Below are 23,625 nucleotides of genomic sequence, written 5' to 3' on the forward strand. Positions count from 1 at the left end.
CGCGGCCCGCGCCCTCCCCCGGGCGCGGGCCGTCTGTTTCAGGCGTTCTGCGTCAGGTGCCGGGCGATGGCCTGGCGCAGCGGCGGCAGGCCCTGGGCCAGGCGCAGGCCGGCATTGCGCAGCAGGCGCGCCGGCGGGCGCGGGTCGTTGTACAGCCCGGCGATCAGGCTGGTGGCCTGGTACAGCGGCCAGGTCGCCAGGCGGTGCGCCAGGGCGTAGCGGCGCAGGGGGCCGGCGGCGCCCCAGTCACTGCCCTTGCGCCTGGCCGCCAGCACTTCGGCGGCCAGGCGCCGGGCGCTCTGCAGGCCGAAGTTGAAGCCATGGGCGGTGACCGGGTGCATGCCCACCGCGGCATCGCCCAGCAGCGCGCAGCGCGGACCGGCGAAGCGGTCAGCGTAGACGCCCACCAGCGGGTAGCAATGGCGCGGCCCGAGCAGGGCCATGCTGCCCAGGCGGCTTTCGAAGCGGCGCTCGATGTCGCGGGCGAAGGCCGCCTCGTCCAGGGCCAGCATCGGGTTCATCTCGTGCTGCGGCAGGGTCAGCACCACCGACGAGACGTCGCCGTTGAGCGGCAGCAGGGCCAGGGTCTGGCCGTAGCCGAACCATTCCCAGGCCACCTGCTGGTGGGGCTTGGCGTGGGCCATGCGGCAGACCAGCATGGTCTTGCCGAAGTCTTCCATGCGCGCGCCTATGCCGAGCATGCGGCGGGTTTCCGAGAAGCGGCTGTCGGCGGCCACCAGCAGGCCAGCGGTCAGTTGCTCGCCGTCATCGAGGGTGAGCCGGGCGCGTTCGCCGGTGACGCGCACGGACTGCAGCGCATGCCCGTCGAGCAGGGTCACGTCGGCGCAATCTTCCACCGCCGCGAAGGCGGCGCGGCGGATCGCCTGGTTCGGCACCAGGTGGCCGAGCTGGCCGGCGCCGGCCAGGCCTGCATCGATGCGCAGGGCGAACAGCGAGGGGCCGTTGAGCACCTGGGCGTCACGCAGCGGCGCGATGTCCCTGGCTGCCAGTCGCGGCCAGATGTCCAGGAGTTGCAACTGGCTGCGCGAGGCGTGCGTCAGGGCGATCTCGCGGCCGTCCTCCGCCGGCTCGGCCAGGGCGGCGCGGGCCTGGCGCTCGATCAGCAGGATCGACAGGCCATGGCCGGACAGGGCGCGGGCCAGGCAGAGCCCGGCGGGGCCGGCGCCGACGATGGCGATATCCACGTGCATGGGTGACTCCTCTCGCGGGGATGGGCGGTCCCGGAGTCTAGGGCGGGCGATCGGCGCATTTCTTGTCGTGGATCAGTAGCCGGCGGCGGATGGGCCTGCGGCGCCGGCGCGCATACCCCCTTGGAGGCATCAGGCGCCGGGGCGCAGCGGCCCCAGCTCGCGCAGGCCATGGCGCACACTCAGGCCTTGCAGCTCGGCTAGGTAGTCGTCCAGGCCCAGCAGGCCGACGCAGGGCGTGGCGCCGCGCTTGTCCAGGCGCCCGGCCGCCAGCTTGCGGGCCAGGGCCACCGCGGCCATGCAGGGGATGTTCGGCCCGTGGTCGTCGGCCGCCTGCAGCTCCCAGCACAGGCGCAGGGGCTGGCCATCGGCGCCCTCGCCTTCCAGGCGCACGAACATGCCGCTGCGCCCGTCGCCCAGCGGCTCCAGGCCCTGGGCCAGGCGCTGCAGCCAGGGGCTCAGGCGGCTGGCGTCCCGCAGCAGGCCCAGGCGCACCAGCCAGGACAGCGCCCAGGTGCCGAAATGCGTGGTGCGCAGGCCCAGGCCGGCGCCGAAGCGCACCTCGCGCACCGTCGGGTAGCGCTGCGGGAAGAGTTCCAGGTCGGGCACGTCGCAGTTGGCCAGCCAGCGGCGCCCCAGCGGCGCCGGGAAGCAATGGGCGACCAGGTCCTGCCAGCCGTACACCGCCTGCCAGCGGCCGTCGCGCAACTGGCGCAACGGCTTGCCGCAATAGCCGAGCACGGCCGCCAGGGTGGCCTGGCCGGGAATCTTCGCCGACGAACTAATGCCGTGGTGGATGGCGTCCAGGCGGGCGAAGCGCGGCAGCAGTTCATCGACCACCGCGGCGCTGAGCGCCGGCACCGAGCTGGCGCCGGCGCACACCAGCACCCCGGCGCTGCGCGCCGCCCGGTCCAGCTCGCCGATGGCGCAGACGAACTGGCGGGCGTCGGCCAGGTCGACGTAGTGCGCCCCCGCTGCCACCGCGGCGCGCGCCACCCGGTAGTCCTGGGCCTGGAAGGGGCCGGCGGTGGAGATCAGCAGGTCCACGCGCAGCTCGCGCAGGCGCCCGGCGAGGGTCGGCTGGTTCATGTCCAGGCACACCGCCTCGCCGCCCACCTCCGCGGCCAGCAGGCCGGCGCGCTTCTGGTCGCGCCCGGCGACCAGCACGCGAATGCCCTCCGCGCCGGCCAGGCGGCGGACGATCAGGCTGCCGAAATTGCCATAGCCACCGAGCACCATGACGCGAAAGCGGCTGGGTGATGCCGACATCGTTCCTCCTTGACGATCAGCCATTCAGGCGGCCCATAGGGTAACGTGCGTCGGGTGCTGCGAACATGACAAACGCCGCCTCGTTCAGCCGGGCTTGCCGGCGGGATGCTGCGGCAGGTCGTCGTCCAGCGGCCACCAGTTGGCCGCCGAGGCCACGTGGTAGTGGGCCTTCGGCAGGGTGCGCAGCTCGCCGTCGAGGGTGCCGGCGCGCAACCGCAGGATACCGGGCAAGGCATCGCGTTCGCTGTAGATTGGCGAGCCGCAGTCCGCGCAGAACCAGCGCCGCTTGCCCGGCGAGGATTCATGGGCCCGCAGCTGCGCCTGCCCGGCCAGCAGGCGCAAGGCCTCGCGGCGCACCGGGATGTTGGTGGCGAAGGGCCCGCCCTGGGCCTTGCGGCACTGCCCGCAATGGCAGACCTGGATGGGCGCCAGCTCGCCTTCCAGCTCGAAGGCGACGGCCCCGCACAGACAGCTTCCCTGGTACATGCCCTGCTCCTCGGCTTGCGCAAAGCGGCAGTCTAGGGCATGTGCCGGCGCCGCGCAGCCCCGCCGTCCGGGGGGCAGGGCTCAATCGCCGTAAGGCGGGTACTGCTCGCCCGGGGCGCGCTTGTGGCGCTGCGGGCTGGGGCCCTCGCGGGGCGGGTGTGGCGGCTGCGGCGGGTCGATCTGCGGGTCGGCCAGGTCCGGCGAGTCGGGGTCGAAGCCCAGGCTCCTGACGATTTCCGCGTCCTGCTCGGCGTCCCGCGGGTAGCCCGGCAGGCCACGGGCGGCATTGTCGCCGTCGCGTTGCGGCCAGGGGTTGCCCAGCCATTTGTGCAGAGTCGGGTTCATGGCGACCTCCGGTCGATGCGGGGATGGCCATTGGAGGGCCGCCGGCCGCCCCGGGTTCGTTCTGTTCGTCGGGTGGTCGTTCAGCGCCCGATGGATTGCGGCAGGCGGATGTGCCGCGCCAGTTCCTCGAACAGCGTGACCACGGTGCGCAGGGCCCGGCAGTCCGGCCGCGTCAGCAGCCACAGCGCGGTGCCGCAGCCCGGCAGGTCGTGCTGCAGTACGCGCAGGCCATCGCCTTCGCGCAGCAGGTAGTCCGGCAACGCCGCCAGACCCAGGCCGGCGCTGCACAGTTCCAGTACCGAGAGGATGCTGCCGCAGCGGTAGGCCGGGGTGAGCGCCGGGTACAGCTGGCGGCGCCAGGCGACGCTGGGGTGGTCGGGCATGAACTCGTCCGGGGCGATCCAGCTCAGCTCGCTCCAGTCGCGCCCGGCCTGGGTGGCCAGGTAGTCCTCGTGGGCGCACAGTGCGTAGCGCACCTCGCCCAGGCAGCGGCCCACCAGGTAGTCCGGCGGCGCGGTGGTCAGGCGCAGGGCGACGTCGGCGTCGCGCCGGCTGAGGTTGGCGAAGGCGTTGGAGGTGGACAGCTCCAGGTGCAGGCCGGGGTAGCCGCCCATGAAACGGCCCAGGGCCGGCAGCAGCAGGCCGTGCAGCACGGCGTCGGTGCAGGTCAGGCGCACCGTGCCGCTGAGCACCTCGCGGCCCTGCTCCAGGCCCACCCGCGCCGCCTCCAGGGCCTGCTCGGCCAGTTCCGCCTGGCGCGCCAGCTGCTGCGCGGTGGCGCCGGGCAGGTAGCCGGCGCGGCCCTTCTCGAACAGCGCCATGCCCAGGGCCTTCTCCAGCCGGCGCACGGCGCGGAACACCGTGGACACGTCCACCGCCAGCAACTCCGCGGCCCGCGCCAGGGTGCCGCCGCGCACCAGGGCCAGTACCAGGGAAAGGTCGGCGTATTCCAGTCGATATTGCATGAGCGCACTCTTGAATTGCGCAACCGCCCATTTCGATTGCATCGGCGCAACTATAAATTGCCCAGCGAAGCCCGCCAACGGGCGCCAGCGCAGGGGGAAGGAGCGATGCGGAAGATGCGGAAACTACTGCGGATCGGCCTGATCGGCGACCGCGACAGCCGGGTCACCGCGCACTGGGCCATTCCCCTGGCGCTGCAGCAGTCGCTGCTGCCCCACACCGGCACCCTGCGCCTGGAGTGGCTGGACACCGCGCGCCTGGCCAACGGCCTGGCGCTGGACGCCTATTCCGGCTTCTGGTGCACCCCCGGCAGCCCCTACCGCAGCACCGAGGGCGCGCTGCGCGCCATCGCCCATGCGCGCACCCGCGGCGTGCCCTACCTGGGCACCTGCGCCGGCTTCCAGCACGCCTTGCTGGAGCGAGCCCGCAACGTCCTGGGCTGGGACGACGCCGCCCACGGCGAGGTCGAACCCCGCGCGGCACGGCCGGTGATCCACGCCCTACCCTGCTCGCTGATCGAGGTGCGCGAGGACATCCGCCTGCAGCCGGGTTCGCGCCTGGCCAGCGTCTACGGCAAGCCGAGCATCCGCGAAGGCTACCGCTGCAGCTACGGCGTCAACCCGGAGTACCAGCAAGCGCTGTTCGGCGACGCCCTGCACGCCACCGCCCACGGCGAGGACGGCAGCATCCGCGCCTTGGAGGCCAGCGACCATCCGTTCTTCGTCGCCACCCTGTTCCAACCCGAGCGCAAGGCCCTGGCCGGCGTCAGCGTGCCGCTGGCAGAGGCCTTCCTGCGCGCCGCCAACCAGTATGCGAGGAGCGCGGCATGAGCGCCACGACGCCCGAGCCGCCCTACTATGCGGTGATCTTCACCTCCCTGCGCACGCCGGTGGAGGCCGGTTATGGCGAGGCGGCCGAACGCATGGTCGAGCTGGCCGCCGCGCAGCCGGGCTTCCTCGGCGTGGAGTCGGCGCGCGGGGCGGATGGGCTGGGCATTACCGTGTCCTACTGGAGGGACGAGGACAGCATTCGCCTGTGGCGCGAGCATGCCGAGCACCGGCTGGCGCGGGACGCTGGGCGGCGGGACTGGTACGAGCGCTTCGCCGTGCGGGTGGCCAAGGTCGAGCGGGCGTATGGGTTCGAGCGTAAGGGTTGAAGGGGTTTCGTGCGCCGTTGGCCAGGACATCGGCGCCGGGCGGGGTTCCGCGCCCTCTCCCCAGCCCTCTCCCGCAAGCGGGAGAGGGAGCCGTCCGGCGTTGTCGGGAAGTCCGGCGTCATCCTGCAAGCCCGATCTCGGACGGAGTCTCCTACGGGCGTGCCTGACCGTACCGCCGTTAGCCGGGACATCGGCGCCGGGCGGGGTTCCGCACCCTCTCCCCAGCCCTCTCCCGCAAGCGGGAGAGGGAGCCGTCCGGCGTTGTCGGGAAGTCCGGCGTCATCCTGCAGGCCCGATCGCGGGCGGAGTCCGCTCCTATGGGCGTGCCTGACCGTAGGGCGCATAACCGTTCGCGGTTATCCGCCGTTGGCTGGCACATCGGCGCCAGGACGACGGCGGATAACGCTTGGGGCGTTATGCGCCCTACAGCCACCAGCGCAGCAGGAAGAACACGCCCATGCTCAGCAGCACGCTGAGCAGCGTGTTGCGCGTCCACAGCACCAGCCCCACCGCCACCAGCGAGCCCAGCAGGTAGGGGTTGTCCGGGCGCAGGTTCAACTGGTGTTCGGGCAGGAACACGATGGGCCCGCAGATGGCCGTGAGCATGCCCGGCACGGCGAAGCCCAGGAACTGCCGGACGTTGCTGCCCAGGCGGATCGGCAGGCGCGGTTCGAGGAACACGTAGCGGTTGAAGAAGACGATCAGCCCCATGCCGACGATCACGGCCCAGACCATCATGCCGACCTCCCGCTGAACCTGTTGCAGAAAAAGCCCGCGGTCATGCCCGCCAGGCCCGAGAGCACCAGGGCCGAGCCCAGTTGCCAGTAGCTGAACAGCACCGAGCAGAACAGCGACACCGCCACGCAGACCACCGTCGGCACGCTGCGCACCACCGGCGCGATCAGCGCCACGAAGGTGGCGGCCACGGAGAAGTCCAGGCCCAGGTGCTCCAGGCCCGGGATGCTGCTGCCCAGCAGCACGCCGGCCAGGGTGAAGAGGTTCCAGGCCACGTAGAAGGTCAGGCCCACGCCCAGGGCGTACCAGCGGTTGAAGGTCTCGCGGTCGTGCTGGCTGGTCAGGGCGAAGAACTCGTCGGTGAGCAGGAAGCCCAGGCCCAGGCGCCAGCGCCCGGGCAGGTCGGCGATCACCGGGCGCATGCTCATGCCGTAGAGCAGGTGCTGCGAGGTCAGCAGCAGCGTGGTGATCATGATCGAGAAGAACCCGGCGCCGCCCTTGAGCATGCCGATGGCCACCAGTTGCGCGGCGCCGGCGAAGACGATGGCCGACAGGCCCTGGCCGTGCAGCGGCGAAAGCCCGGCCTCGATGGCCAGGGAGCCGGCCAGCAGGCCCCAGGGCAGCACCGCGATGGACAGCGGCATGATGGCGATGGCGCCCTTGAGGAAGGCGCGGGAGGGAAGCAGTTGTTGTGACATGGATGATGCTTTCGAGGCAGTGAGGCCACCAGCTTGGCAGAAACCCCCAGCGCCCGCCTTGAACGTTCTTGCGCAGTTGCAGGCTGCGCCCCCGGCACCGATTGGTATTTTCCGCCTGGTACAGGCGAATTTTCCGACTGACCGCTCACGCACCGAATGCCTAGGATGACGCCCTGTTCCTAATGCTTCCCTGCGGTACCTGTCGTGCGTAGTTTCCTGCTGTTGCTGATTTGCCTGTCACCCCTGTTCGCTTCGGCCGACCTGCTGGATGCGCCCGCCTGGCGCAGCTACCAGTCGCAGGAAGGCAGCCTGGCGCAATTCTTCCGCCCCGGCGCACAGCCCGGCCTGAAGCCCGGGGTGCCGGACGGCGACATGCACCGCCTGCTGCAGAGCGCGCGGCAACTGGTGGGCACGCCGTACCGCTGGGGCGGCACCTCGGCGAAGACCGGCTTCGATTGCAGCGGCCTGCTGGTCTACCTGTTCCGCAAGGAAATCGGCCTGGAACTGCCGCGCACCACCCGCTCGATGATCCACCAGAAGCACCGCCAGGTGCCGCGCCATGCGCTCAAGCCGGGGGATGCGGTGTTCTTCAGCCACAATGGCGGCGCGCGGGTCAGCCACGTCGGGCTGTACCTGGGCGATGACCGCTTCATCCACGCGCCGCGCAGCGGCAAGACGGTGCGCATCGACTCGCTGAGCAACAGCTACTGGGATCGCAATTTCACCACGGCGCGGCGGTTCAGGCATTGAAGGCCCATCCACGCCACTCCCTCATGTTCGCGGTTATTCGCCGATACACCGGGGTCATGGCCAATGCCCAGATCAACCCCGGAGCCGCCGGGAACCAAGGTCAAACGGCGGATAACGCCGTAGGCGTTATGCGCCCTACGCCAGACCCGACCTTGACGTAGGGCGTATAACCGTTCGCGGTTATACGCCGATACACCGAGGCCACAGCCAACGCCCAGGTCAACCCCGGAGCCGCCGGGAACCGAGGCCAAACGGCGGATAACGCCGTAGGCGTTGAGAGGGGCGGGGTCAATCGGCCTTGGCCGCCCTCTCGCCTTCGGTGGCGATCTGGCCGGCGTCCCAGCCGCCGCCCATGGCGGCGATCAGCTGCACGCTGGCCACCAGGCGGTTGCCGTACAGGCTCAGCACGTTGCGTTCGTTGGACAGCGCGGTGGTCTGGGTGGTGACCACGCTGTTGTAGTCCACGGTGCCGGCCTTGTACTGGTTGCTGGTCAGGCGCAGGGCTTCGCGGGCGGCGTCCAGGGCTTCGTTCTGCGCCCCGCTCTCCTCTTCCAGCACCTTGAGCTGGACCATGTAGTCCTCCACCTCGCGCATGCCGTCGAGCACGGTCTGGCGGTAGCTGGCCACGGTCTGGTCGTAGCTGGCCTCGGCCTGTTCCACCTGGGAAGAGATCAGGCCGCCGTCGAACAGCGTCATGGCGAACTGCGGGCCGATGGACCAGTAGCGGTTGGGCGTCTCGATCCAGTCGTGGAAGCTGCCGCTGCGGTAGCCGCCGGCGGCGCTCAGGGTCAGGTCGGGGTACCAGGCGGCCTTGGCCACGCCGATCTTGGCGTTGGCCGAGATCACCTGGCGCTCGGCGGAGGCGATATCCGGGCGCCGCTCCAGCAATTGCGAAGGCACCAGCGCCGGGATAGACGGCAGCTTCGGCACCTGGCCGGTGGCAGCCAGGCTGAAGTTGGCCGGGGCCTGGCCCACCAGCACGGCGATGGCGTGTTCCAGCTGCGCGCGCTGGTACTTGAGGTCGATGGCCTGGGCCTCGGTGCTCTTGAGCTGGGTGCGCGCCTGGGCCACGTCGGCCTTGGTGACGATGCCGGCGTTGTACTGGTTGGTGGTCAGCTTGAGCGCGCGCTCGTAGGCTTCGACCGTGTCGTTGAGCAGCTTGATCTGCTGGTCCATCACCCGCAGTTGCAGGTAGTTCTGCGCCAGCTGCGACTGCAGCGACAGGCGCGAGGCGGCCAGGTCCGCGGCGCTGGCGTCGCGGCTGGCGGTGTCGGCCTCCAGCTGGCGGCGCAGCTTGCCCCACAGGTCCAGTTCCCAGCTCACGCCCAGGCTTGCGCTGTAGCTGTTGCTGATGCCGCCGCTGCCACCGCTGCTGACCGTGGAGCCGTCGGGCAGGCGCACGCTGCCGCTGCCGCTGCCACCCTGGCCGGAGCGGGTCTTGCCGACGTCGGCGCTGATGGTCGGGAAGAAGGAGGCACGCGAGCCCTTCACCAAGGCCGCGGCCTGGCGGTAGGAGGCCTCGGACTGCGCCAGGGTCTGGTTGGCCTTGAGCAGGCGCTGCTGCAGGTCGTCCAGAACCGGGTCGGCGTACAGCGTCCACCACTGGCCGTGGCCGCCCGGGTCGGCCGGCTGCGCCAGGCGCCAGCCCTCGCCTTCCTTGAAGGCGGCCGGCACGCCCAGCTCGGGGCGCTTGTAGTCGGGGCCGACCGCGCAGCCGGCGAGCGCCGCGCACAGCGCCAGGGCGAGCAGGCTGCGGGATGGGTTCGGGCGGTTCATAGCGGAGTCTCCAGGGCGCCGTCGGTGCGCACGCCGCGCTTCTGGTTGACCCAGAGGCGCAGGCGGTCGAGATAGAGGTAGACCACGGGGGTGGTGTAGAGGGTGAGCAGCTGGCTGCCGATCAGGCCGCCGACGATGGTCATGCCCAGCGGGCGGCGCAGCGCGGCGTCGCCGCCGATGCCGAAGATCAGCGGCAGCGCGCCGAGGATGGCCGCCAGGGTGGTCATCATGATCGGCCGGAAGCGCTTCATGCAGGCTTCCAGGATGGCCTCGCGCGGCGACAGGCCGAGGGTGCGCTCGGCGTCCAGGGCGAAGTCGATCATCATGATGGCGTTCTTCTTGACGATGCCGATCAGCAGGATCACCCCGATCAGCGCGATCAGCGACAGCTCGGTGCGGAACAGCATCAGTGTCAGCAGCGCGCCCACCCCCGCCGAGGGCAGCGTGGAAAGGATGGTCAGCGGGTGCACGTAGCTTTCGTAGAGGATGCCCAGGACGATGTAGACCGCCACCAGCGCCAGCAGGATCAGCCAGGGCATGTCGTTCTGGGTGTCCTGCACGGCGCCGGCGTTGCCTTCGAAGCTGGCCTGGATCTCCAGCGGCAGGTGCAGCGGCTCCAGCGCCGCCATCACGGCGTCGCGGGCCGGGCCGATGAGCGCGCCGGGGGCCAGGTTGAACGAGAAGGTGGTGGCGGCGAACTGCCCCTGGTGGTTGACCGACAGCGGCGCACGGCTGGGCTCCACGTGGGTGAAGGCCGACAGCGGCACCTGCTGGCCGTCCGCGCCGATGACGTAGACCTGGCGCAGCTCTTCCGGGCTCTGCTGGAACGGCTGGTCCACTTCCATCACCACGTGGTACTGGTTCAGCGGGTTGAAGATGGTCGACACCTGGCGCTGGCCGTAGGCGTTGTTCAGCACCGCGTCCACCGCCGCCACGTCGATGCCGAGGCTGGCGGCGCGGTCGCGGTCGATCACCAGGCGGCTCTGCACGCCCTTGTCCTGGGCGTCGCTGTTGACGTCCACCAGCTGCGGGACCTTGTTCAGCACCGCCTCGACCTTGGGCGCCCAGTCGCGCAGCAGGGTGAGGTCGTCGCTGCGCAGGGTGAACTCGTACTGCGCGTTGCTCTGCCGGCCGCCGATGCGCACGTCCTGGCCGGCCGTGAGGTAGAGGTTGGCGCCGGGGATTTCCGCCAGCTTCTTGCGCAGCCGCGCGACTATGGCCTCGGCGGAGTCGCGCTGGGTGATGGGTTTCAGGGTGACGAAGAAGGAGCCGGTGTTGCTCGACTGCCAGCGGCCGCCGCCGACGAAGCCGACCACGTTCTCCACCCCCGGGTCCTGGGCGAGGATGTTGCGGAACTCCGCCATCTTGCGGTCCAGGGCCTGGAAGGAAATGCTCTGGTCGGCCACCGCGAAGCCGCGCAGGCGCCCGGAGTCCTGCTGCGGCAGGAAGCCCTTGGGCACGATGGCGAACAGGTAGAGGTTCAGCGCGATGCAGCCGAACATGATCACCACCATCAGCCGCGAGTGCTCCAGCGCCCAGCTCAGGCTTGCGCGGTAGCGCAGCATGAAGGCGACGAAGTAGCGGTTGCTCTGCCGCGCCACCGAAGCCTTCTGCGGCCGCTCGGCACGGCGCAGCAGGCGCGCGCAGAGCATCGGCGTGAGGGTCAGGGAGACCACCAGCGAGACCAGGATGGCCGCCGCCAGGGTCACCGAGAACTCGCGGAACAGCCGCCCGGTGATGCCACCCATGAGCAGCAGCGGGATGAACACCGCCACCAGCGAGAGGGTCATCGACAGCACCGTGAAGCTCACCTCGCGGGCGCCGCGGATGGCCGCCCGGACCGGGTGGTCGCCCTCCTCGATGCGCCGGGCGATGTTCTCTACGACGACTATGGCGTCGTCCACCACGAAGCCGGTGGCGATGATCAGCGCCATCAGCGACAGGTTGTTCAGCGAGAAGCCGCACAGGTACATGACGGCGAAGGTGCCCACCAGCGACACCGGCACCGCCAGGCTGGGGATCAGCGTGGCGCGGCCGTTGCGCAGGAACAGGTAGACCACCAGGATCACCAGCAGCACCGAGATCACCAGGGTCAGCTCGGCCTCCTCCAGGGAGGAGCGGATCGACGGGCTGCGGTCGTCCATGACGCTGAGCTTGACCTGCGGGCCGAGCACGTCCTGGATGATCGGCAGCTGCGCGTGGATGGCGTCGGTGGCCTCGATGATGTTGGCGCCGGGCTGGCGGGTGACGATCAGCAGCACCGCCGGCAGGTTGTCGGAGAAGCCGGCGTTGCGCACGTCCTCCACCGAGTCGCTGACCTTGGCCACGTCGCGCAGGCGCACCGCGGCATTGGTCTCGGCGTTGTAGTGGATGATCAGCGGCGCGTACTCGCTGGCCTTGCGCAACTGGTCGTTGGCGTCCACCTGCCAGTGCCGCTCGCCGAACTCCAGGGCGCCCTTGGGCCCGGTGGCGTTGGTGTTGTCGATGGCGGTGCGCACCGTGTCCAGGGAAATGCCGTAGTGGCTGAGCTGGTCCGGGTTGACGTCCACCCGCACCGCCGGCAGCGAGGAGCCGCCGATGCTCACCTGGCCCACGCCCTTCACCTGGGCCAGCTTGGGCGAGACGATGGTCGAGGCCAGGTCGTACATCTGCCCGCGGGTGTAGGTGTCCGAGGTCAGGGTGAGAATCATGATCGGCTGGTCCGACGGGTTCGCCTTGCGGTACGTCGGGTTGTTCGGCATGCCGGTGGGCAGCAGGCTCATGGCCGCGTTGATCGCCGACTGCACCTCGCGGGCGGCGCCGTCGATGTCTTTCGACAGGTCGAACTGGATGATGACGGTGGTGTTGCCCAGGGAGCTGGTGGAGGTCATGTCGGTGACCCCGGCGATGCGCCCCAGCGAGCGCTCCAGCGGCGTGGCCACGGTGGAGGCCATGGTCTCCGGGCTGGCGCCGGGCAGCGCCGCCTGCACCACGATGGTCGGGAAGTCGACGTTGGGCAGCGGCGCCACCGGCAGCAGGCCGAAGGACAGCGCCCCGGCCAGCACCATTGCCAGGGTCAGCAGCAGGGTCGCCACCGGCCGCAGGATGAACGGGCGGGAGATGTTCATCAGCCCTGCTCCAGGCCTTCGTCGGGGCTGTTCACGTCCAGCCCGTGGCGCTTGCGCCAGTTGGCCCAGCGCAGCGCCAGGCGGTCGAAGTAGAGGTAGATGACCGGGGTGGTGAACAGCGTCAGCAGCTGGCTCAGCAGCAGGCCGCCGACCATGGTGATGCCCAGCGGCTGGCGCAGCTCGGCGCCGGCGCCGCCGGCGAGCATCAGCGGCAGCGCGCCCAGCAGCGCGGCCATGGTGGTCATCAGGATCGGCCGGAAGCGTAGCAGGCAGGCCTGGTAGATGGCCTCATGGGGCGGCTTGCCCTCGTTGCGTTCGGCGTCCAGGGCGAAGTCGATCATCATGATCGCGTTCTTCTTGACGATGCCGATCAGCAGGATGATGCCGATGATCGCCACGATGCCGATGTCCTGCCCGGCCAGCATCAGCGCCAGCAGCGCGCCCACGCCGGCCGAGGGCAGCGTGGAGAGGATGGTCACCGGGTGGATGAAGCTCTCGTAGAGGATGCCCAGCACGATGTACATGGTGACGATGGAGGCCAGCACCAGCAGCAGGGTGTTGGACAGCGACGCCTCGAAGGCCTCGGCGGCGCCGCGGAAGCTGCCCTCCAGGCTGGCCGGCATCTGCATCTGCGCCTCGACGTCGCGGATGGCCTGCACCGCCTCGCCCAGGGCTACGCCCTTGGCCAGGTTGAAGGAGATGGTCGCCGCCGGGAACTGGGCGATGTGGTTGACCGCCAGCAGGGTGTGGCGCTCCTCCACCTTCGCCAGGCTCGACAGGCGCACCTGGGTGCCGTCGCTGGCCGGCACGTAGAGGTTTTCCAGGGACTGCGGGCCGAGCTGGAAGTCCGGCGCAACCTCCAGCACCACGCGGTACTGGGTGGCCTGGGTGAAGATGGTGGAGATCAGCCGCTGGCCGAAGGCGCTGTAGAGCACGCTGTCGATGCTCGACAGGCTCACGCCCAGGCGCGAGGCGGTGTCGCGGTCGATGTCGATGTAGGCCTGCAGGCCCTTGTCCTGCCAGTCGCTGGCCACGTCGGCCAGCTGCGGCAGCTGCTGCAACCGGTCGACCAGCTTCGGCACCCACTCGGCGAGCACGTCCGGGTCGGCGTCCTGCAAGGTGAACTGGTACTGGGTGCGGGCGATGCGGTCCTCGATGGTGAGGTCCTGCACCGGCTGCAGGTACAGCTTGATGCCGGCGACCTTGTCCAGCTCCGGCTGCAGGCGGCGGATCACCTCGCTGGCGGTGAGGTCGCGCTCGCTGTGGGGCTTGAGGTTGATCAGCATGCGCCCGGTGTTGAGGGTGGCGTTGCTGCCGTCGACGCCGATGAAGGACGACAGGCTTTCCACGTCCGGGTCGGCCAGGACCACCTTGGCCAGTTCCTGCTGGCGGCTCGCCATGGCCTGGAAGGAGATCGACTGCGGCGCCTCGGCGATGCCCTGGATCACCCCGGTGTCCTGCACCGGGAAGAAGCCCTTGGGCATGAAGACGTAGAGCGCGGCGGTCAGCAGCAGGGTGCCGATGGCCACCAACAGGGTCAGCCCCTGGTGGCGCAGCACCACGCGCAGGGCGGCGGCGTAGCGCTCGATCATGTTCTCGATGAAGCGCCCGGCGGCGCGGGCGAAGCGGCCCTCCTGCTCCGGCTCGACGTGCTTGAGCAGCTTGGCGGCGAGCATGGGCGTGAGGGTCAGGGAGACGAAGCCGGAAATCAGGATGGCCACCGCCAGGGTCACGGCGAACTCGCGGAACAGCCGCCCGGCCACGTCGCCCATGAACAGCAGCGGGATGAGCACGGCGATCAGCGAGAAGGTCAGCGAGATGATGGTGAAGCCGATCTGCTTCGAGCCCTTGAGCGCCGCTTCCAGTGGCGGGTCGCCCTGCTCCAGGTAGCGGGCGATGTTCTCCACCATGACGATGGCGTCGTCCACCACGAAGCCGGTGGCGATGGTCAGCGCCATCAGCGTCAGGTTGTTGATGGAGAAGCCGGCCAGGTACATGACGCCGAAGGTGCCGATCAGCGACAGCGGCACGGCGAAGCTGGGGATCAGGGTGGCCGAGAGGTTGCGCAGGAACAGGAAGGTGACCATCACCACCAGGCACACGGCGAGGAACAGCTCGAACTGCACGTCGGCCACCGAGGCGCGGATGGTGGTGGTGCGGTCGGTCAGCACCGTGACTTCCAGGCTGCCGGGCAGGGTCGCCTGCAGCTGCGGCAGCATCTTCTTGATGCTGTCCACCACCTCGATGACGTTGGCACCCGGCTGGCGCTGGATGTTCAGCACCACCGCCGGGGTGTGGTTGGCCCAGGCGGCCAGGCGCACGTTCTCGGCGTCGTCCTCGACGCTGGCGACATCGCGCACCCGCAGCGGCGAGCCGTTCTTGTAGGCGACGATCAGGTCGCGGTAGGCGTCGGCGGACTTGAGCTGGTCGTTGGCGTCCAGGGTCGAGGAACGCGTCGGGCCGTCGAAGCTGCCCTTGGGCCCGTTCAGGTTGTTGTTGCTGACGGTGCTCTGCAGGTCTTCCAGGCTCAGCCCGGCGGCCGCCAGGGCCGCGGGGTTGGCGCGGATGCGCACGGCCGGGCGCTGGCCGCCGCTGATGCTGACCAGGCCGACGCCGGAAATCTGCGAGATCTTCTGCGCCAGGCGGGTGTCCACCAGGTCCTGGATCTTCGGCAGCGGCATGTCCGGGGACATCACCGCCAGGGTCAGGATGGGCGCGTCAGCCGGGTTCACCTTGCTGTACACCGGCTGGTTGGGCAGGTCCTTGGGCAGCAGGCTCTGCGCCGTGTTGATCGCCGCCTGCACTTCCTGCTCGGCCACGTCCAGGTCGACCTGCAGGCTGAACTGCAGGGTGATCACCGAGGCGCCGCCGGAGCTGGTGGAGGACATCTCGTTGAGCCCCGGGATCTGCCCCAGCTGGTTCTCCAGCGGCGCGGTGACCGAGGAGGTCATGATGTCCGGGCTGGCGCCGGGGTACAGGGTGACCACCTGGATGGTCGGGTAATCCACCTCCGGCAGCGCCGAGATCGGCAGGAAGCGGTAGGCGATGATGCCCGACAGCAGGATCGCCACCATCAGCAGCGTGGTGGCGACCGGCCTCAGGATGAACAGGCGCGACGGGTTCATTCGCTCTTACCGTCGTCCTGGGCCGGGGAGCCCGAGCCGAACGGCTTCGGCGAGGCCGCCTCGCCCTCCTCGGTGGCGGCGGCGCGGGCCTGCTCGTCGCTGGCGACTATGTGCAGGCGGGTGCCGTCGCGCAGGCGGTCGGTGCCTTCGACCACCACGCGCTGGCCTTCCTTCAGGCCCTCGGTGACCACCACCTGCTCGTTCTCGCTGGTGCCCAGGGTGACCAGCTGGCGCTTGGCCTTGCCGTCGGCATCGGCGATGTACACGTAGGTGCCGTCGTTGCCGCGCTGCACCGCGTTGGCCGGGATGCTCAGCACGCCGTGGAGGGTCTCGGCGAGCAGGCGCACGTTGACGAACTGGTTGGGGAACAGCCTCTGGTCGGCGTTCTCGAAGGCGGCCTTGAGCTTGACCGTGCCGGTGGTGGTGTCGATCTGGTTGTCGAGGGTCTTGAGCACGCCACTGGCGAGGGTCTGGTTCTGGTTGCGGTCCAGCGCCTCCACCGGCACCGGCTGGCTGCCGGACAGCTGGCGGGCGACGGTGCCCAGCTGCTGCTGCGGCAGGCTGAACACCACGGAGATCGGCCTGACCTGGGTGATGACCACCAGCGGCGTGGTGTCGCCGCTGGTGACCAGGTTGCCGACGTCCACCTGGCGCAGGCCGACGCGGCCGGAGATGGGCGCGCGCACCTGGGTGAACTCGAGGTTGAGCTTGGCGTCGTCGACCTGGCCCTGGTTGGTGCGCAGGGTGCCCTCGTACTGGCGCACCAGGGCTTCCTGGGTGTCGAGGGTCTGCTTGGCGATGGAGTCCTCGGCGTACAGGCCCTTGTAGCGCGCCAGGTCGATCTGGGCGTTCTTAAGCTGCGCCTGGTTCTGCTGCAGGGTACCCACCGCCTGGTCCAGGGCCGCCTGGAAGGGCCGTGGGTCGATCACCGCGAGGACGTCGCCGGCCTTCACCTGCTGGCCTTCCTGGAACGGCACCTTGACCAGCTGGCCGCTGACCCGCGCCCGCACGTTCACCGTGTTGTAGGCGGTGACGGTGCCCAGCGCATGGTAATGCACCGGCAGGTCGCCCTTGGTCACCGGCGCCACGCTGACGGTGATGGCCGTGCCGCCACCCGGGCCGCCGGGCCCGCGCCCGGCCATGGCCGCCCCGCGCCCACCGCGCCCGCCCCCGGCCTGGGGCTCCGGCGCCGAGCTGGTCTTGTGCAGCCACATGCTCAGCCCCACCACGGCGGCGAAGACGGCGGCGGTGATCAGCCAGGGGCGCAGCTTGCGGAGTTTCGAGGGCGTTCCATTGCTTGGAGTCATAGCGGTCATCAGGCGGCCAAAGGTTTGGATGATAGCGAGGCGCAGGGCAAAGCGCCGCATCCATGACGCGGCGCGCACCGGGAAATCCTCAGGGTGGAACGATAAGCACAGCGGGGCTGCGGGCAAAGCCTCTTTACCCGCTATTTACCTTTGTTTTACCGAGGCTTACGGCGCCTGGACGGGGTTGTGCGGCAAGTGTTCGGCCAGCAGCAGAAGCACGGCTGTTGCCCCCGGCACAGTGGGGCGGAAACGAAGATGCCGCCCCACCATCGGTGGGGCGGCATCCAGGCACCTGCGCAGCCGGGGGCTGCGGCGGGCGATCAGCTCAGCGCGGCGACGGCGGCGGCGTAGTCGGGCTCGTCGGCGATCTCGCCGACCAGTTGGCTGTGCAGCACCTGGTCGTTCTCGTCCAGCACCACCACGGCACGGGCGGCCAGGCCGGCCAGCGGGCCGCTGGCGATGGCCACGCCGTAGTTGGCCAGGAAGTCGGCGCCACGCAGGGTCGACAGGTTGATCACGTTGTCCAGGCCTTCGGTGCCGCAGAAGCGCTTCTGGGCGAACGGCAGGTCGGCGGAGACGCACAGCACCACGGTGTTGGCCAGCTTGCTGGCCTCGACGTTGAACTTGCGCACGGAGGTGGCGCAGGTCGGGGTGTCGACGCTGGGGAAGATGTTCAGCACCTTGCGCTTGCCGGCGAAGTTCTCCAGGGTCACGTCGGCCAGGTCGCCGCCGACCAGCTTGAAGGCCGGGGCCTTCTCGCCCTTCTGCGGCAGCTTGCCATCGACGTTGACCGGGTTGCCCTTGAGGGTGACTTGAGCCATTGCGGTATTCCTTCTATCGAGGGGATGGCCCCGCCGGAGAGGCCGGCGGGGCCGGGGAATTCGGGGCCGGAGGCAATCCTAGCACGAACTTGTCCGAGCGAATCCGTCGGGAATGACTTACGCGAGGTTGTAGGAGCGAGCTTGCTCGCGAACCTCTCGAGCTGGCCGGTGACATCTGCGTACTGGTTCAACTCTGCTCCCTCTCCCTAACCCTCGGCTGCGCGCCCCGCCCTGAAGGGAGAGGGGACCGTTGGGCAGACGTTGATGTTCTGGAGTCAGCCGGCTAGCACAGAGATTGCCGGCTAAAGCCAAGCCTCTTCTCGGCACGGACTGCCCCCTCTCCCGCTTGCGGGAGAGGGCTGGGGAGAGGGCGCTCTTGAACCCGACACAGCAGCCACTGGTAAACCCCGTTCGCGAGCAAGCTCGCCCAGTCATGATGGCATCGGTGTATCGGCCAACGGCGTATAACCGCGAACGGTTATACGCCCTACGCGCTCACTGGATGACCCCGAGCTTTCCGCCCACGCCGAACGGCCCCCTCTACCTCCGGGAGAGGGCTGGGGTGAGGGCAACGGACTTCGCCCACGCACCTCTGCCAACCCTGACGCCGCACCCCCTCCCTAACCCTCCCCCGCAAGCGGGAGAGGGAACCGTTCGGCGTGAAGCGGAATCACGAAGCTCCCGGGCTCCCCGTAGGGCGCATAACGCCTACGGCGTTATCCGCCATTGGCGTCGGGCACTGGCGCCCAGGCCGACGGCGGATAACCGCGAACGGTTATTCGCCCTACGGTCAAGCGCGTGCGTAGGAGCAACTGTCTTACAGGCTCTACCGAAGTGCTCTTCGTAGGAGCGAGCCATGCTCGCCTGCAACGTAGGAGGACCTTGTCCGCGATAGCCGGAACCACCGGCGCGATTCGCGGATGAGATCCGCTCCTACGCCGCCCCACCCATGCCATTCCCCTGTAGGAGCGCGCCCTGCGCGCGAAATCGCAGGCAGGGCCTGCTCCTACAGGTTGCCGATGGGCACGGCATATATCCCGTAGGAGCGGACTTCGTCCGCGATCAGGTTCGCCCGCCGCGCCGGACATTTCCTCCCCTGCGACGTTATCCTGCAACGACCAACCCAGGAGCCCCCATGCGATTACCCCGCCCCGCCCTGCTCTTCATCCTCGCCCTCCCCTCCGTCGCGCTGGCCGACGGCCCCTGCCAGGTGACCGCCGTCGCCAGCGGCGATCGCCTGACCTGCCGCTTTGCCGAGCGCAGCGTCGAGGTGCGCCTGCGTGGCGTCGAGGCGCCCAGGGCCGGCGAGCCCTATGCCCAGGCCTCGCAGGACAATCTGCGGCGCCTGGCCTTGGGCCGCGGCGCCACCCTGGTGCTGCCGCGCGAGGAGGCCGCCGGGGCGCTCAGCGCGGCGGTGTGGGTGGAGCCGGCTGATTGCCCGGGCTGCGGGCATACCCTGGACGTCGGCCGGGCCCAGCTTTCCGTGGGCATGGCGCGCTGGCGGGTGGCGGATGCCCAGGGCGAGGAGGAACGCGCCCAGTACAACTTCGAGGAGCAGGAAGCGCGGGCGCGCAAGGTCGGCCTGTGGCGACCGGCGCCCTGAAAGCACGAAGCCCCGGCATTGCCGGAGCTTCGTCGTTCGACGCTCGGTGGATCAGGCGCTGGCGAAGGCCGCGGCGATCTCCGCGCGGGCGCCCTTGAGGGCGTTGGCGCGCGGTTCCTCGCCGTAGGCCAGGCCCTCGGCGCGGACCACTTCGATGTCGGTGATGCCGAGGAAGCCCAGCACCAGCTTCAGGTAGTCCTCGTGGGCGGCGCCGCTCGGCTGGCCGGCGTGCAGGCCGCCGGCGGTGGAGACGATGATCACCTTCTTGCCGCCGGCCAGGCCCTGCGGACCGTTCTCGGTGTAGCGGAAGGTCTTGCCGGCCACGGCGATGCGGTCGATCCAGGCCTTCAGCTGGCTGGGCACGGTGAAGTTGTACATGGGCGCGCCGATGACGATGGCGTCGGCGGCGAGGAACTCCTCGATGCTGTTCTCGCCCAGGGCGGCTTCGTGCTTCTGCGCGGCGTCGCGCAGTTCCGCCGGGGTGCCGGCGGCGACCAGGCTGGCGGCGGACAGGTGGCTGATGGCGTCGGCGGCCAGGTCACGGTAGGTCACCTGTACGCCCGGCTCGGCGGCGGCCCAGGCCTGGACCACTTCCTGGCTGAGCTGGCGGGAGGCGGAGGCGTCGCCGAGGATGCTGGAATCGATGTGCAGAAGTTTCATGGGGTGGCTCCTGTGAATGGGGGTAGGAAGCGATGGGACGCATACTACGCATGTAGCCAATGAGCGATAAGTCGGCAAAAATGCGATGAATCGTCCCACCAGCAGGACAATCCCATGCAGGACCTCAACGATCTCTTCTATTTCGCCAAGGTGGTGGAAGCCGGTGGCTTCGCCGCCGCGGGCCGCGAGTTGGGGCTGCCCAAGTCGCGCCTGTCGCGGCGCGTCGCCGAACTTGAGGCGCGCCTGAACGCGCGTCTGCTGCAGCGCACCACCCGCAAGCTGGCGCTCACCGACATCGGCGAGCGCTACTACCGGCACTGCCAGGCGATGCTGGTGGAGGCGGAGATGGCCGACGAGGTGGTCGCCCAGCTCAGCGCCGAACCCCGCGGGCGGGTGCGCCTGTCCTGCCCGGTGGCGCTGGCCGAGACCTCCCTGAACGCCATGCTGCCGGGCTTTCTCGCCGGTTTCCCGCAGGTCAACCTGGAGCTGCTGCTGACCAACAGGCGCGTCGACCTGGTCAACGAGGGCGTGGACGTGGCGCTGCGCGTGCGCGCGCCCGGCGACGAGGACCCGTCGCTGGTCACCCGCCGCCTGCGCCCGGCCGCGGCGGTGCTGGTGGCCGCACCGGAGCTGCTGCGCGGCCGCCAGCTGCAGGGCCCGGACGACCTGGCCGGGCTGCCGGTGCTGGGCGCCATCGGCAACGATCGCAAGGTGCATCTGCAGTTGCATGGGCCCGGCGGCGAAGTCCGCGAGCTGGCCCTGGAGGCGCGCCTGGCCGCGGAGGACTTCAACCTGCGCAAGAACGTGGCGCTGGCCGGCCTGGGCATCACCACCCTGCCCCTCTACTACTGCCAGGAAGAACTGGCCAGCGGCCAACTGGCGCGGGTGCTGCCCGACTGGCGGGAACCGGCGGCCTTCCTCCAGGCGGTGTACCCGCACCGGCGCGGGCTGCTGCCGGCGGTGCGGGCGCTGATCGATTACCTGGCCGAGGGGTTCGGCCATAGCGACGAGCCGCTGTAAATCGACTCAGAAGGCGGGCAACACCCGCGCCAGAAGGACGCCACCGAGCAAGCGGTCCAGCCAGAACACCTGGTGCACCAGCACTATCGCCCAGAACACCAGCTGGTAGCTGGGCTTGCGCGTCTTGTGACGCAGCAGGCGCTGGGCCAGGAAGGCGCCCGGCCAGCCGCCCAGCAGTTCCAGCAGGTGCAGGGTCTGCTCCGGGGTACGCCAGGCGCCCCGCTCGGCGCTGCGCTTGTCGCGCCAGTAGGCGAAGAAGGCCGCCAGGCTGAACAGCGGGTAGGCCAGCAGCCACCAGGGTGCGGTGCCGGCGAGCAGCAGGCGGCCGGCACCGACCAGGGGCAACAGCAGCAAGGCGGCGAGCCAGCCCAGTCCACTGCCCCAGCCGCCCGGCCGCGTCGGTTCGGCGATCTGCCGGCCGCTGCGGACCTTGGCGCGGGTGGCGGGCGCCGCCGGCTTGCGGCGGATTTCGGGCAGGTCCACGGCCAGGCCGGCCAGACGCGCATGTTCGGCGCGCGGGCGGCCCTGGCGATCGGAACCTTCGACGAAGCGCACCGCATCGCCGGTCTGGGGCCGGCGGTCGCCGCGGAAGGCCGAGATGTGCAGGAAGAGTTCCTCGCCGCCGGCGCGCGGGCGGATGAAGCCGAAGCCCTTGTCGTCGTCCCAGCGGCTGATCACGCCGTCCTTTTCCATGTTCATCCGTGTGACCTCAGGGGGCGGCGCTGCTCCAGTCGATCAGGCTGAACTGCCAGGTCGCCAGGATCAGCAGGCCGAAGCCGATGCGGTACCAGGCGAACATCGCGTAGCTGTGGTTGGCGATGAATTTCAGCAGGCCGCGCACGGCGATCATGGCGAAGATGAAGGAGGTGACGAAGCCCACGGCGAACACCGGCAGGTCGCCGGGCTGGAACAGGTCGCGGTACTTGTAGCCGGAATAGACGGCGGCGCCGACCATGGTCGGCATCGCCAGGAAGAAGGAGAACTCGGTGGCCGCCTTGCGCGACAGGCCGAACAGCAGGCCGCCGATGATGGTGGCGCCGGACCGCGAGGTGCCGGGGACCAGTGCCAGGCACTGGGCGCACCCGACCTTCAGGGCGTCCTTCCAGGTCATGTCGTCGACGCTCTCGGCGCGGATGCGGTGCTCGCGCTTCTCCGCCCAGAGCATGACCACCCCGCCGACCACCAGCGCCGCCGCCACCGTGATGGGGTTGAACAGGTAGTGGTGGATCAGGTCGGCGAAGGCCACCCCCAGCACCACGGCGGGGAAGAAGGCGACCAGCAGGTTGACGGTGAAACGCTGTGCACGAGGCTGGCTGGGCAGGCCGCAGATGACCTCGATGATCTTGCCGCGGAACTCCCAGACCACCGCCAGGATGGCGGCCAGCTGGATGATGATGTTGAAGGCCTGGGCCCGCTCACCGACGAACCCCAGCAGGTCGGCGACTATGATCTGGTGCCCGGTGCTGGACACCGGCAGGAACTCGGTCAGCCCCTCGACCACTCCCAGGACGAACGCCTGAAAGGCACTCCAAAACTCCATACTGCTTCCCCCGAAGGCGCATTTCTCTTTCGTTTTCTTCTGTTTTCGTGCAGCCGCCGGGGCACCCGTGGGTGGGCCCGACGAAAGGCTGGGCATGCTACTGCATTGCAGTGCCGCGGGTCAGCGTGTAACGAAAATTTCTCGCATTGGCGCGTTTCACCCTGCGGCCATGGCTGTAAGCAAGCGGTGGAATGAGACACCCGGTGCCCGCGATCATTCCCTTAACAGTGCCGTCGCCTTCGCTAAACCCTTGAAATGAAAAGTGCACATTCGTACCAAAAGCACCCCTGAGTGGCCATCATGTCTCAGCCCTGAAACAGCCGAAGGCCGCCAGGCCTCAGGAATGGCGCAATCGTCGATGGCATCACGGGAAACTGTTTCAGCACTGATACGCATGCACGCAAAGCCCCATTCCAGAGCACTTCCCCCACTTTCGGTGGGGGTGCGTTCCCCACTCATTGTCTCAGCCGCGAAACAGATTTCTTTCAGGCATTTCTGACAGCTATTCGTAAGCCCCTGAATTTCAAGCGATAAGCAAAAGCGGCACGGCTTCTGCTCCATCCCGGTACTGCTGTTCAGGGCACAGCGCACCAGAAGGGATCGCCATCATGGGGAACATCGACTCAAGGATCGTCGGACTGCTCGCTTCCCTCGCGTGCCTGACCGCTGTTCCGCTGTCGGCACCGGTCCAGGCAGGCGACGGCACCATTGTCATCCAGCGCACCGTACAGCCCCGGGTCGCCACCCGCCCCACCATGGTGCCGGACCCGAATCCCATCACCGTCAATCCGAACATCTCCTCCCAGGTCAACCAGCAACTCGGCAACGCCGAGCTGGATGACGCCGACTTCGCCCGCGTCACCAGCGGTTCCAGCCTGACCCAGCGGATTCTCCCCGGCGGCAACCTGGTCGGCATGGACAACGGCGCCAACCAGACGCTGCAGTCCGGCAGCCTGGGGGGCGGCGGCGGCAGCGGCGCCAGTATTTCCAACTCGGTCAATCGCACCGTGCAGCAGGGCCTGTCGCCGCTGCGCATGCTGACGGGAGATCGCTGAC

At 69.4% G+C, this 23,625-nt stretch carries 21 protein-coding genes; 6 read left to right on the plus strand and 15 right to left on the minus strand.

All coding sequences use genetic code 11. The annotated features are described in order from the left end of the window. Window positions 1-38 precede the first annotated feature (38 nt). The 5 genes from ubiM to VV867_RS07410 form a co-directional block, all read right to left on the minus strand. Complete coding sequence (ubiM, locus tag VV867_RS07390; RefSeq protein ID WP_328566003.1) at window positions 39-1,211, minus strand: 5-demethoxyubiquinol-8 5-hydroxylase UbiM; 1,173 nt, start codon at window positions 1,209-1,211, stop codon at window positions 39-41. Between the two features lie 129 nt (window positions 1,212-1,340). Further along, window positions 1,341-2,477, minus strand: coding sequence for a saccharopine dehydrogenase family protein (locus VV867_RS07395; protein ID WP_328566004.1), 1,137 nt, complete (start codon window positions 2,475-2,477; stop codon window positions 1,341-1,343). An 84-nt stretch (window positions 2,478-2,561) separates the two neighbouring features. Continuing rightward, the gene (locus VV867_RS07400) at window positions 2,562-2,963 is read right to left on the minus strand and encodes a GFA family protein (protein WP_328566005.1); all 402 of its coding nucleotides are present in this window, start codon (window positions 2,961-2,963) and stop codon (window positions 2,562-2,564) included. An 81-nt stretch (window positions 2,964-3,044) separates the two neighbouring features. Then, window positions 3,045-3,308 (minus strand): DUF6021 family protein, encoded by a 264-nt coding sequence (locus VV867_RS07405; protein WP_328566006.1) that lies wholly within the window; start codon window positions 3,306-3,308, stop codon window positions 3,045-3,047. Window positions 3,309-3,388: 80 nt separating this feature from the next. Continuing rightward, window positions 3,389-4,273, minus strand: a complete 885-nt coding sequence (locus tag VV867_RS07410; RefSeq protein WP_328566007.1) for a LysR family transcriptional regulator — start codon at window positions 4,271-4,273, stop codon at window positions 3,389-3,391. Window positions 4,274-4,378: 105 nt separating this feature from the next. Between VV867_RS07410 and VV867_RS07415 the strand changes: the two genes are divergently transcribed. Together VV867_RS07415 and VV867_RS07420 are read left to right on the plus strand one after the other, a co-directional pair. Next, a complete protein-coding gene (locus VV867_RS07415; protein WP_275630141.1) occupies window positions 4,379-5,101 on the plus strand; it encodes a CTP synthase C-terminal region-related (seleno)protein in 723 nt (240 codons plus the stop codon). Continuing rightward, a complete protein-coding gene (locus VV867_RS07420) occupies window positions 5,098-5,427 on the plus strand; it encodes an antibiotic biosynthesis monooxygenase family protein (protein ID WP_328566008.1) in 330 nt (109 codons plus the stop codon). The genes VV867_RS07415 and VV867_RS07420 overlap by 4 nt, the downstream gene beginning before the upstream one ends. Window positions 5,428-5,850: 423 nt before the next feature. Here the strand turns inward: VV867_RS07420 and VV867_RS07425 are convergent, their stop codons facing one another. Next, window positions 5,851-6,165: an AzlD domain-containing protein gene (locus VV867_RS07425; protein ID WP_089392164.1), complete on the minus strand. Its 315-nt coding sequence runs from the start codon at window positions 6,163-6,165 to the stop codon at window positions 5,851-5,853. Then, entirely contained in the window at window positions 6,162-6,860 is a 699-nt protein-coding gene (locus VV867_RS07430; RefSeq protein WP_109933443.1) for an AzlC family ABC transporter permease, read from the minus strand. The genes VV867_RS07425 and VV867_RS07430 overlap by 4 nt, the downstream gene beginning before the upstream one ends. Window positions 6,861-7,064: 204 nt before the next feature. Here VV867_RS07430 and VV867_RS07435 point away from each other — a divergent pair, with 204 nt between their 5' ends. Continuing rightward, window positions 7,065-7,610: a C40 family peptidase gene (locus VV867_RS07435; RefSeq protein WP_256595835.1), complete on the plus strand. Its 546-nt coding sequence runs from the start codon at window positions 7,065-7,067 to the stop codon at window positions 7,608-7,610. Between the two features lie 288 nt (window positions 7,611-7,898). Here the strand turns inward: VV867_RS07435 and VV867_RS07440 are convergent, their stop codons facing one another. The 5 genes from VV867_RS07440 to tpx form a co-directional block, all read right to left on the minus strand. Next, the gene (locus tag VV867_RS07440; protein ID WP_109933444.1) at window positions 7,899-9,386 is read right to left on the minus strand and encodes an efflux transporter outer membrane subunit; all 1,488 of its coding nucleotides are present in this window, start codon (window positions 9,384-9,386) and stop codon (window positions 7,899-7,901) included. Beyond that, a complete protein-coding gene (locus VV867_RS07445) occupies window positions 9,383-12,493 on the minus strand; it encodes a multidrug efflux RND transporter permease subunit (RefSeq protein WP_328566009.1) in 3,111 nt (1,036 codons plus the stop codon). Before VV867_RS07445 ends, VV867_RS07440 begins: the two co-directional genes overlap by 4 nt. Beyond that, a complete protein-coding gene (locus tag VV867_RS07450) occupies window positions 12,493-15,618 on the minus strand; it encodes an MdtB/MuxB family multidrug efflux RND transporter permease subunit (RefSeq protein ID WP_328566010.1) in 3,126 nt (1,041 codons plus the stop codon). The genes VV867_RS07445 and VV867_RS07450 overlap by 1 nt, the downstream gene beginning before the upstream one ends. Further along, complete coding sequence (locus tag VV867_RS07455) at window positions 15,615-16,925, minus strand: MdtA/MuxA family multidrug efflux RND transporter periplasmic adaptor subunit (protein ID WP_328566011.1); 1,311 nt, start codon at window positions 16,923-16,925, stop codon at window positions 15,615-15,617. The genes VV867_RS07450 and VV867_RS07455 overlap by 4 nt, the downstream gene beginning before the upstream one ends. A 320-nt stretch (window positions 16,926-17,245) precedes the next feature. After that, window positions 17,246-17,746: a thiol peroxidase gene (gene tpx / locus VV867_RS07460; RefSeq protein ID WP_275630137.1), complete on the minus strand. Its 501-nt coding sequence runs from the start codon at window positions 17,744-17,746 to the stop codon at window positions 17,246-17,248. Window positions 17,747-18,881: 1,135 nt separating this feature from the next. Here tpx and VV867_RS07465 point away from each other — a divergent pair. Then, window positions 18,882-19,349, plus strand: a complete 468-nt coding sequence (locus VV867_RS07465) for a thermonuclease family protein (protein ID WP_328566012.1) — start codon at window positions 18,882-18,884, stop codon at window positions 19,347-19,349. A gap of 51 nt (window positions 19,350-19,400) precedes the next feature. Here the strand turns inward: VV867_RS07465 and VV867_RS07470 are convergent, their stop codons facing one another. Continuing rightward, entirely contained in the window at window positions 19,401-20,009 is a 609-nt protein-coding gene (locus tag VV867_RS07470; RefSeq protein WP_109936665.1) for an FMN-dependent NADH-azoreductase, read from the minus strand. Window positions 20,010-20,123: 114 nt separating this feature from the next. On the opposite strand from VV867_RS07470, the gene VV867_RS07475 reads away from it, so the two are divergent. Further along, window positions 20,124-21,029 (plus strand): LysR substrate-binding domain-containing protein, encoded by a 906-nt coding sequence (locus tag VV867_RS07475; protein ID WP_328566013.1) that lies wholly within the window; start codon window positions 20,124-20,126, stop codon window positions 21,027-21,029. Window positions 21,030-21,035: 6 nt separating this feature from the next. On the opposite strand, the gene VV867_RS07480 is transcribed toward VV867_RS07475, so the two are convergent. Both VV867_RS07480 and VV867_RS07485 read right to left on the minus strand, forming a co-directional pair. Beyond that, on the minus strand, window positions 21,036-21,722 hold the full coding sequence (locus tag VV867_RS07480; RefSeq protein ID WP_328566029.1) for a DUF1294 domain-containing protein: 687 nt from the start codon (window positions 21,720-21,722) through the stop codon (window positions 21,036-21,038). Between the two features lie 16 nt (window positions 21,723-21,738). Next, on the minus strand, window positions 21,739-22,569 hold the full coding sequence (locus VV867_RS07485) for an undecaprenyl-diphosphate phosphatase (RefSeq protein WP_328566014.1): 831 nt from the start codon (window positions 22,567-22,569) through the stop codon (window positions 21,739-21,741). A gap of 608 nt (window positions 22,570-23,177) precedes the next feature. Between VV867_RS07485 and VV867_RS07490 the strand changes: the two genes are divergently transcribed. Continuing rightward, entirely contained in the window at window positions 23,178-23,624 is a 447-nt protein-coding gene (locus VV867_RS07490) for a hypothetical protein (RefSeq protein WP_089392152.1), read from the plus strand. Window position 23,625: the final 1 nt, after the last annotated feature.

This window comes from Pseudomonas sp. JH-2, from assembly GCF_036231725.1.
Taxonomy (GTDB): domain Bacteria; phylum Pseudomonadota; class Gammaproteobacteria; order Pseudomonadales; family Pseudomonadaceae; genus Pseudomonas; species Pseudomonas delhiensis.

Coding starts and splice junctions, on each gene's coding strand:
- ubiM (WP_328566003.1), bottom strand. CDS start 1,211: ATGCACGTGGATATCGCCATCGTCGGCGCCGGCCCCGCCGGGCTCTGC.
- VV867_RS07395 (WP_328566004.1), bottom strand. CDS start 2,477: ATGTCGGCATCACCCAGCCGCTTTCGCGTCATGGTGCTCGGTGGCTAT.
- VV867_RS07400 (WP_328566005.1), bottom strand. CDS start 2,963: ATGTACCAGGGAAGCTGTCTGTGCGGGGCCGTCGCCTTCGAGCTGGAA.
- VV867_RS07405 (WP_328566006.1), bottom strand. CDS start 3,308: ATGAACCCGACTCTGCACAAATGGCTGGGCAACCCCTGGCCGCAACGC.
- VV867_RS07410 (WP_328566007.1), bottom strand. CDS start 4,273: ATGCAATATCGACTGGAATACGCCGACCTTTCCCTGGTACTGGCCCTG.
- VV867_RS07415 (WP_275630141.1), top strand. CDS start 4,379: ATGCGGAAGATGCGGAAACTACTGCGGATCGGCCTGATCGGCGACCGC.
- VV867_RS07420 (WP_328566008.1), top strand. CDS start 5,098: ATGAGCGCCACGACGCCCGAGCCGCCCTACTATGCGGTGATCTTCACC.
- VV867_RS07425 (WP_089392164.1), bottom strand. CDS start 6,165: ATGATGGTCTGGGCCGTGATCGTCGGCATGGGGCTGATCGTCTTCTTC.
- VV867_RS07430 (WP_109933443.1), bottom strand. CDS start 6,860: ATGTCACAACAACTGCTTCCCTCCCGCGCCTTCCTCAAGGGCGCCATC.
- VV867_RS07440 (WP_109933444.1), bottom strand. CDS start 9,386: ATGAACCGCCCGAACCCATCCCGCAGCCTGCTCGCCCTGGCGCTGTGC.
- VV867_RS07445 (WP_328566009.1), bottom strand. CDS start 12,493: ATGAACATCTCCCGCCCGTTCATCCTGCGGCCGGTGGCGACCCTGCTG.
- VV867_RS07450 (WP_328566010.1), bottom strand. CDS start 15,618: ATGAACCCGTCGCGCCTGTTCATCCTGAGGCCGGTCGCCACCACGCTG.
- VV867_RS07455 (WP_328566011.1), bottom strand. CDS start 16,925: ATGACTCCAAGCAATGGAACGCCCTCGAAACTCCGCAAGCTGCGCCCC.
- tpx (WP_275630137.1), bottom strand. CDS start 17,746: ATGGCTCAAGTCACCCTCAAGGGCAACCCGGTCAACGTCGATGGCAAG.
- VV867_RS07465 (WP_328566012.1), top strand. CDS start 18,882: ATGCGATTACCCCGCCCCGCCCTGCTCTTCATCCTCGCCCTCCCCTCC.
- VV867_RS07470 (WP_109936665.1), bottom strand. CDS start 20,009: ATGAAACTTCTGCACATCGATTCCAGCATCCTCGGCGACGCCTCCGCC.
- VV867_RS07475 (WP_328566013.1), top strand. CDS start 20,124: ATGCAGGACCTCAACGATCTCTTCTATTTCGCCAAGGTGGTGGAAGCC.
- VV867_RS07480 (WP_328566029.1), bottom strand. CDS start 21,722: ATGGAAAAGGACGGCGTGATCAGCCGCTGGGACGACGACAAGGGCTTC.
- VV867_RS07485 (WP_328566014.1), bottom strand. CDS start 22,569: ATGGAGTTTTGGAGTGCCTTTCAGGCGTTCGTCCTGGGAGTGGTCGAG.
- VV867_RS07490 (WP_089392152.1), top strand. CDS start 23,178: ATGGGGAACATCGACTCAAGGATCGTCGGACTGCTCGCTTCCCTCGCG.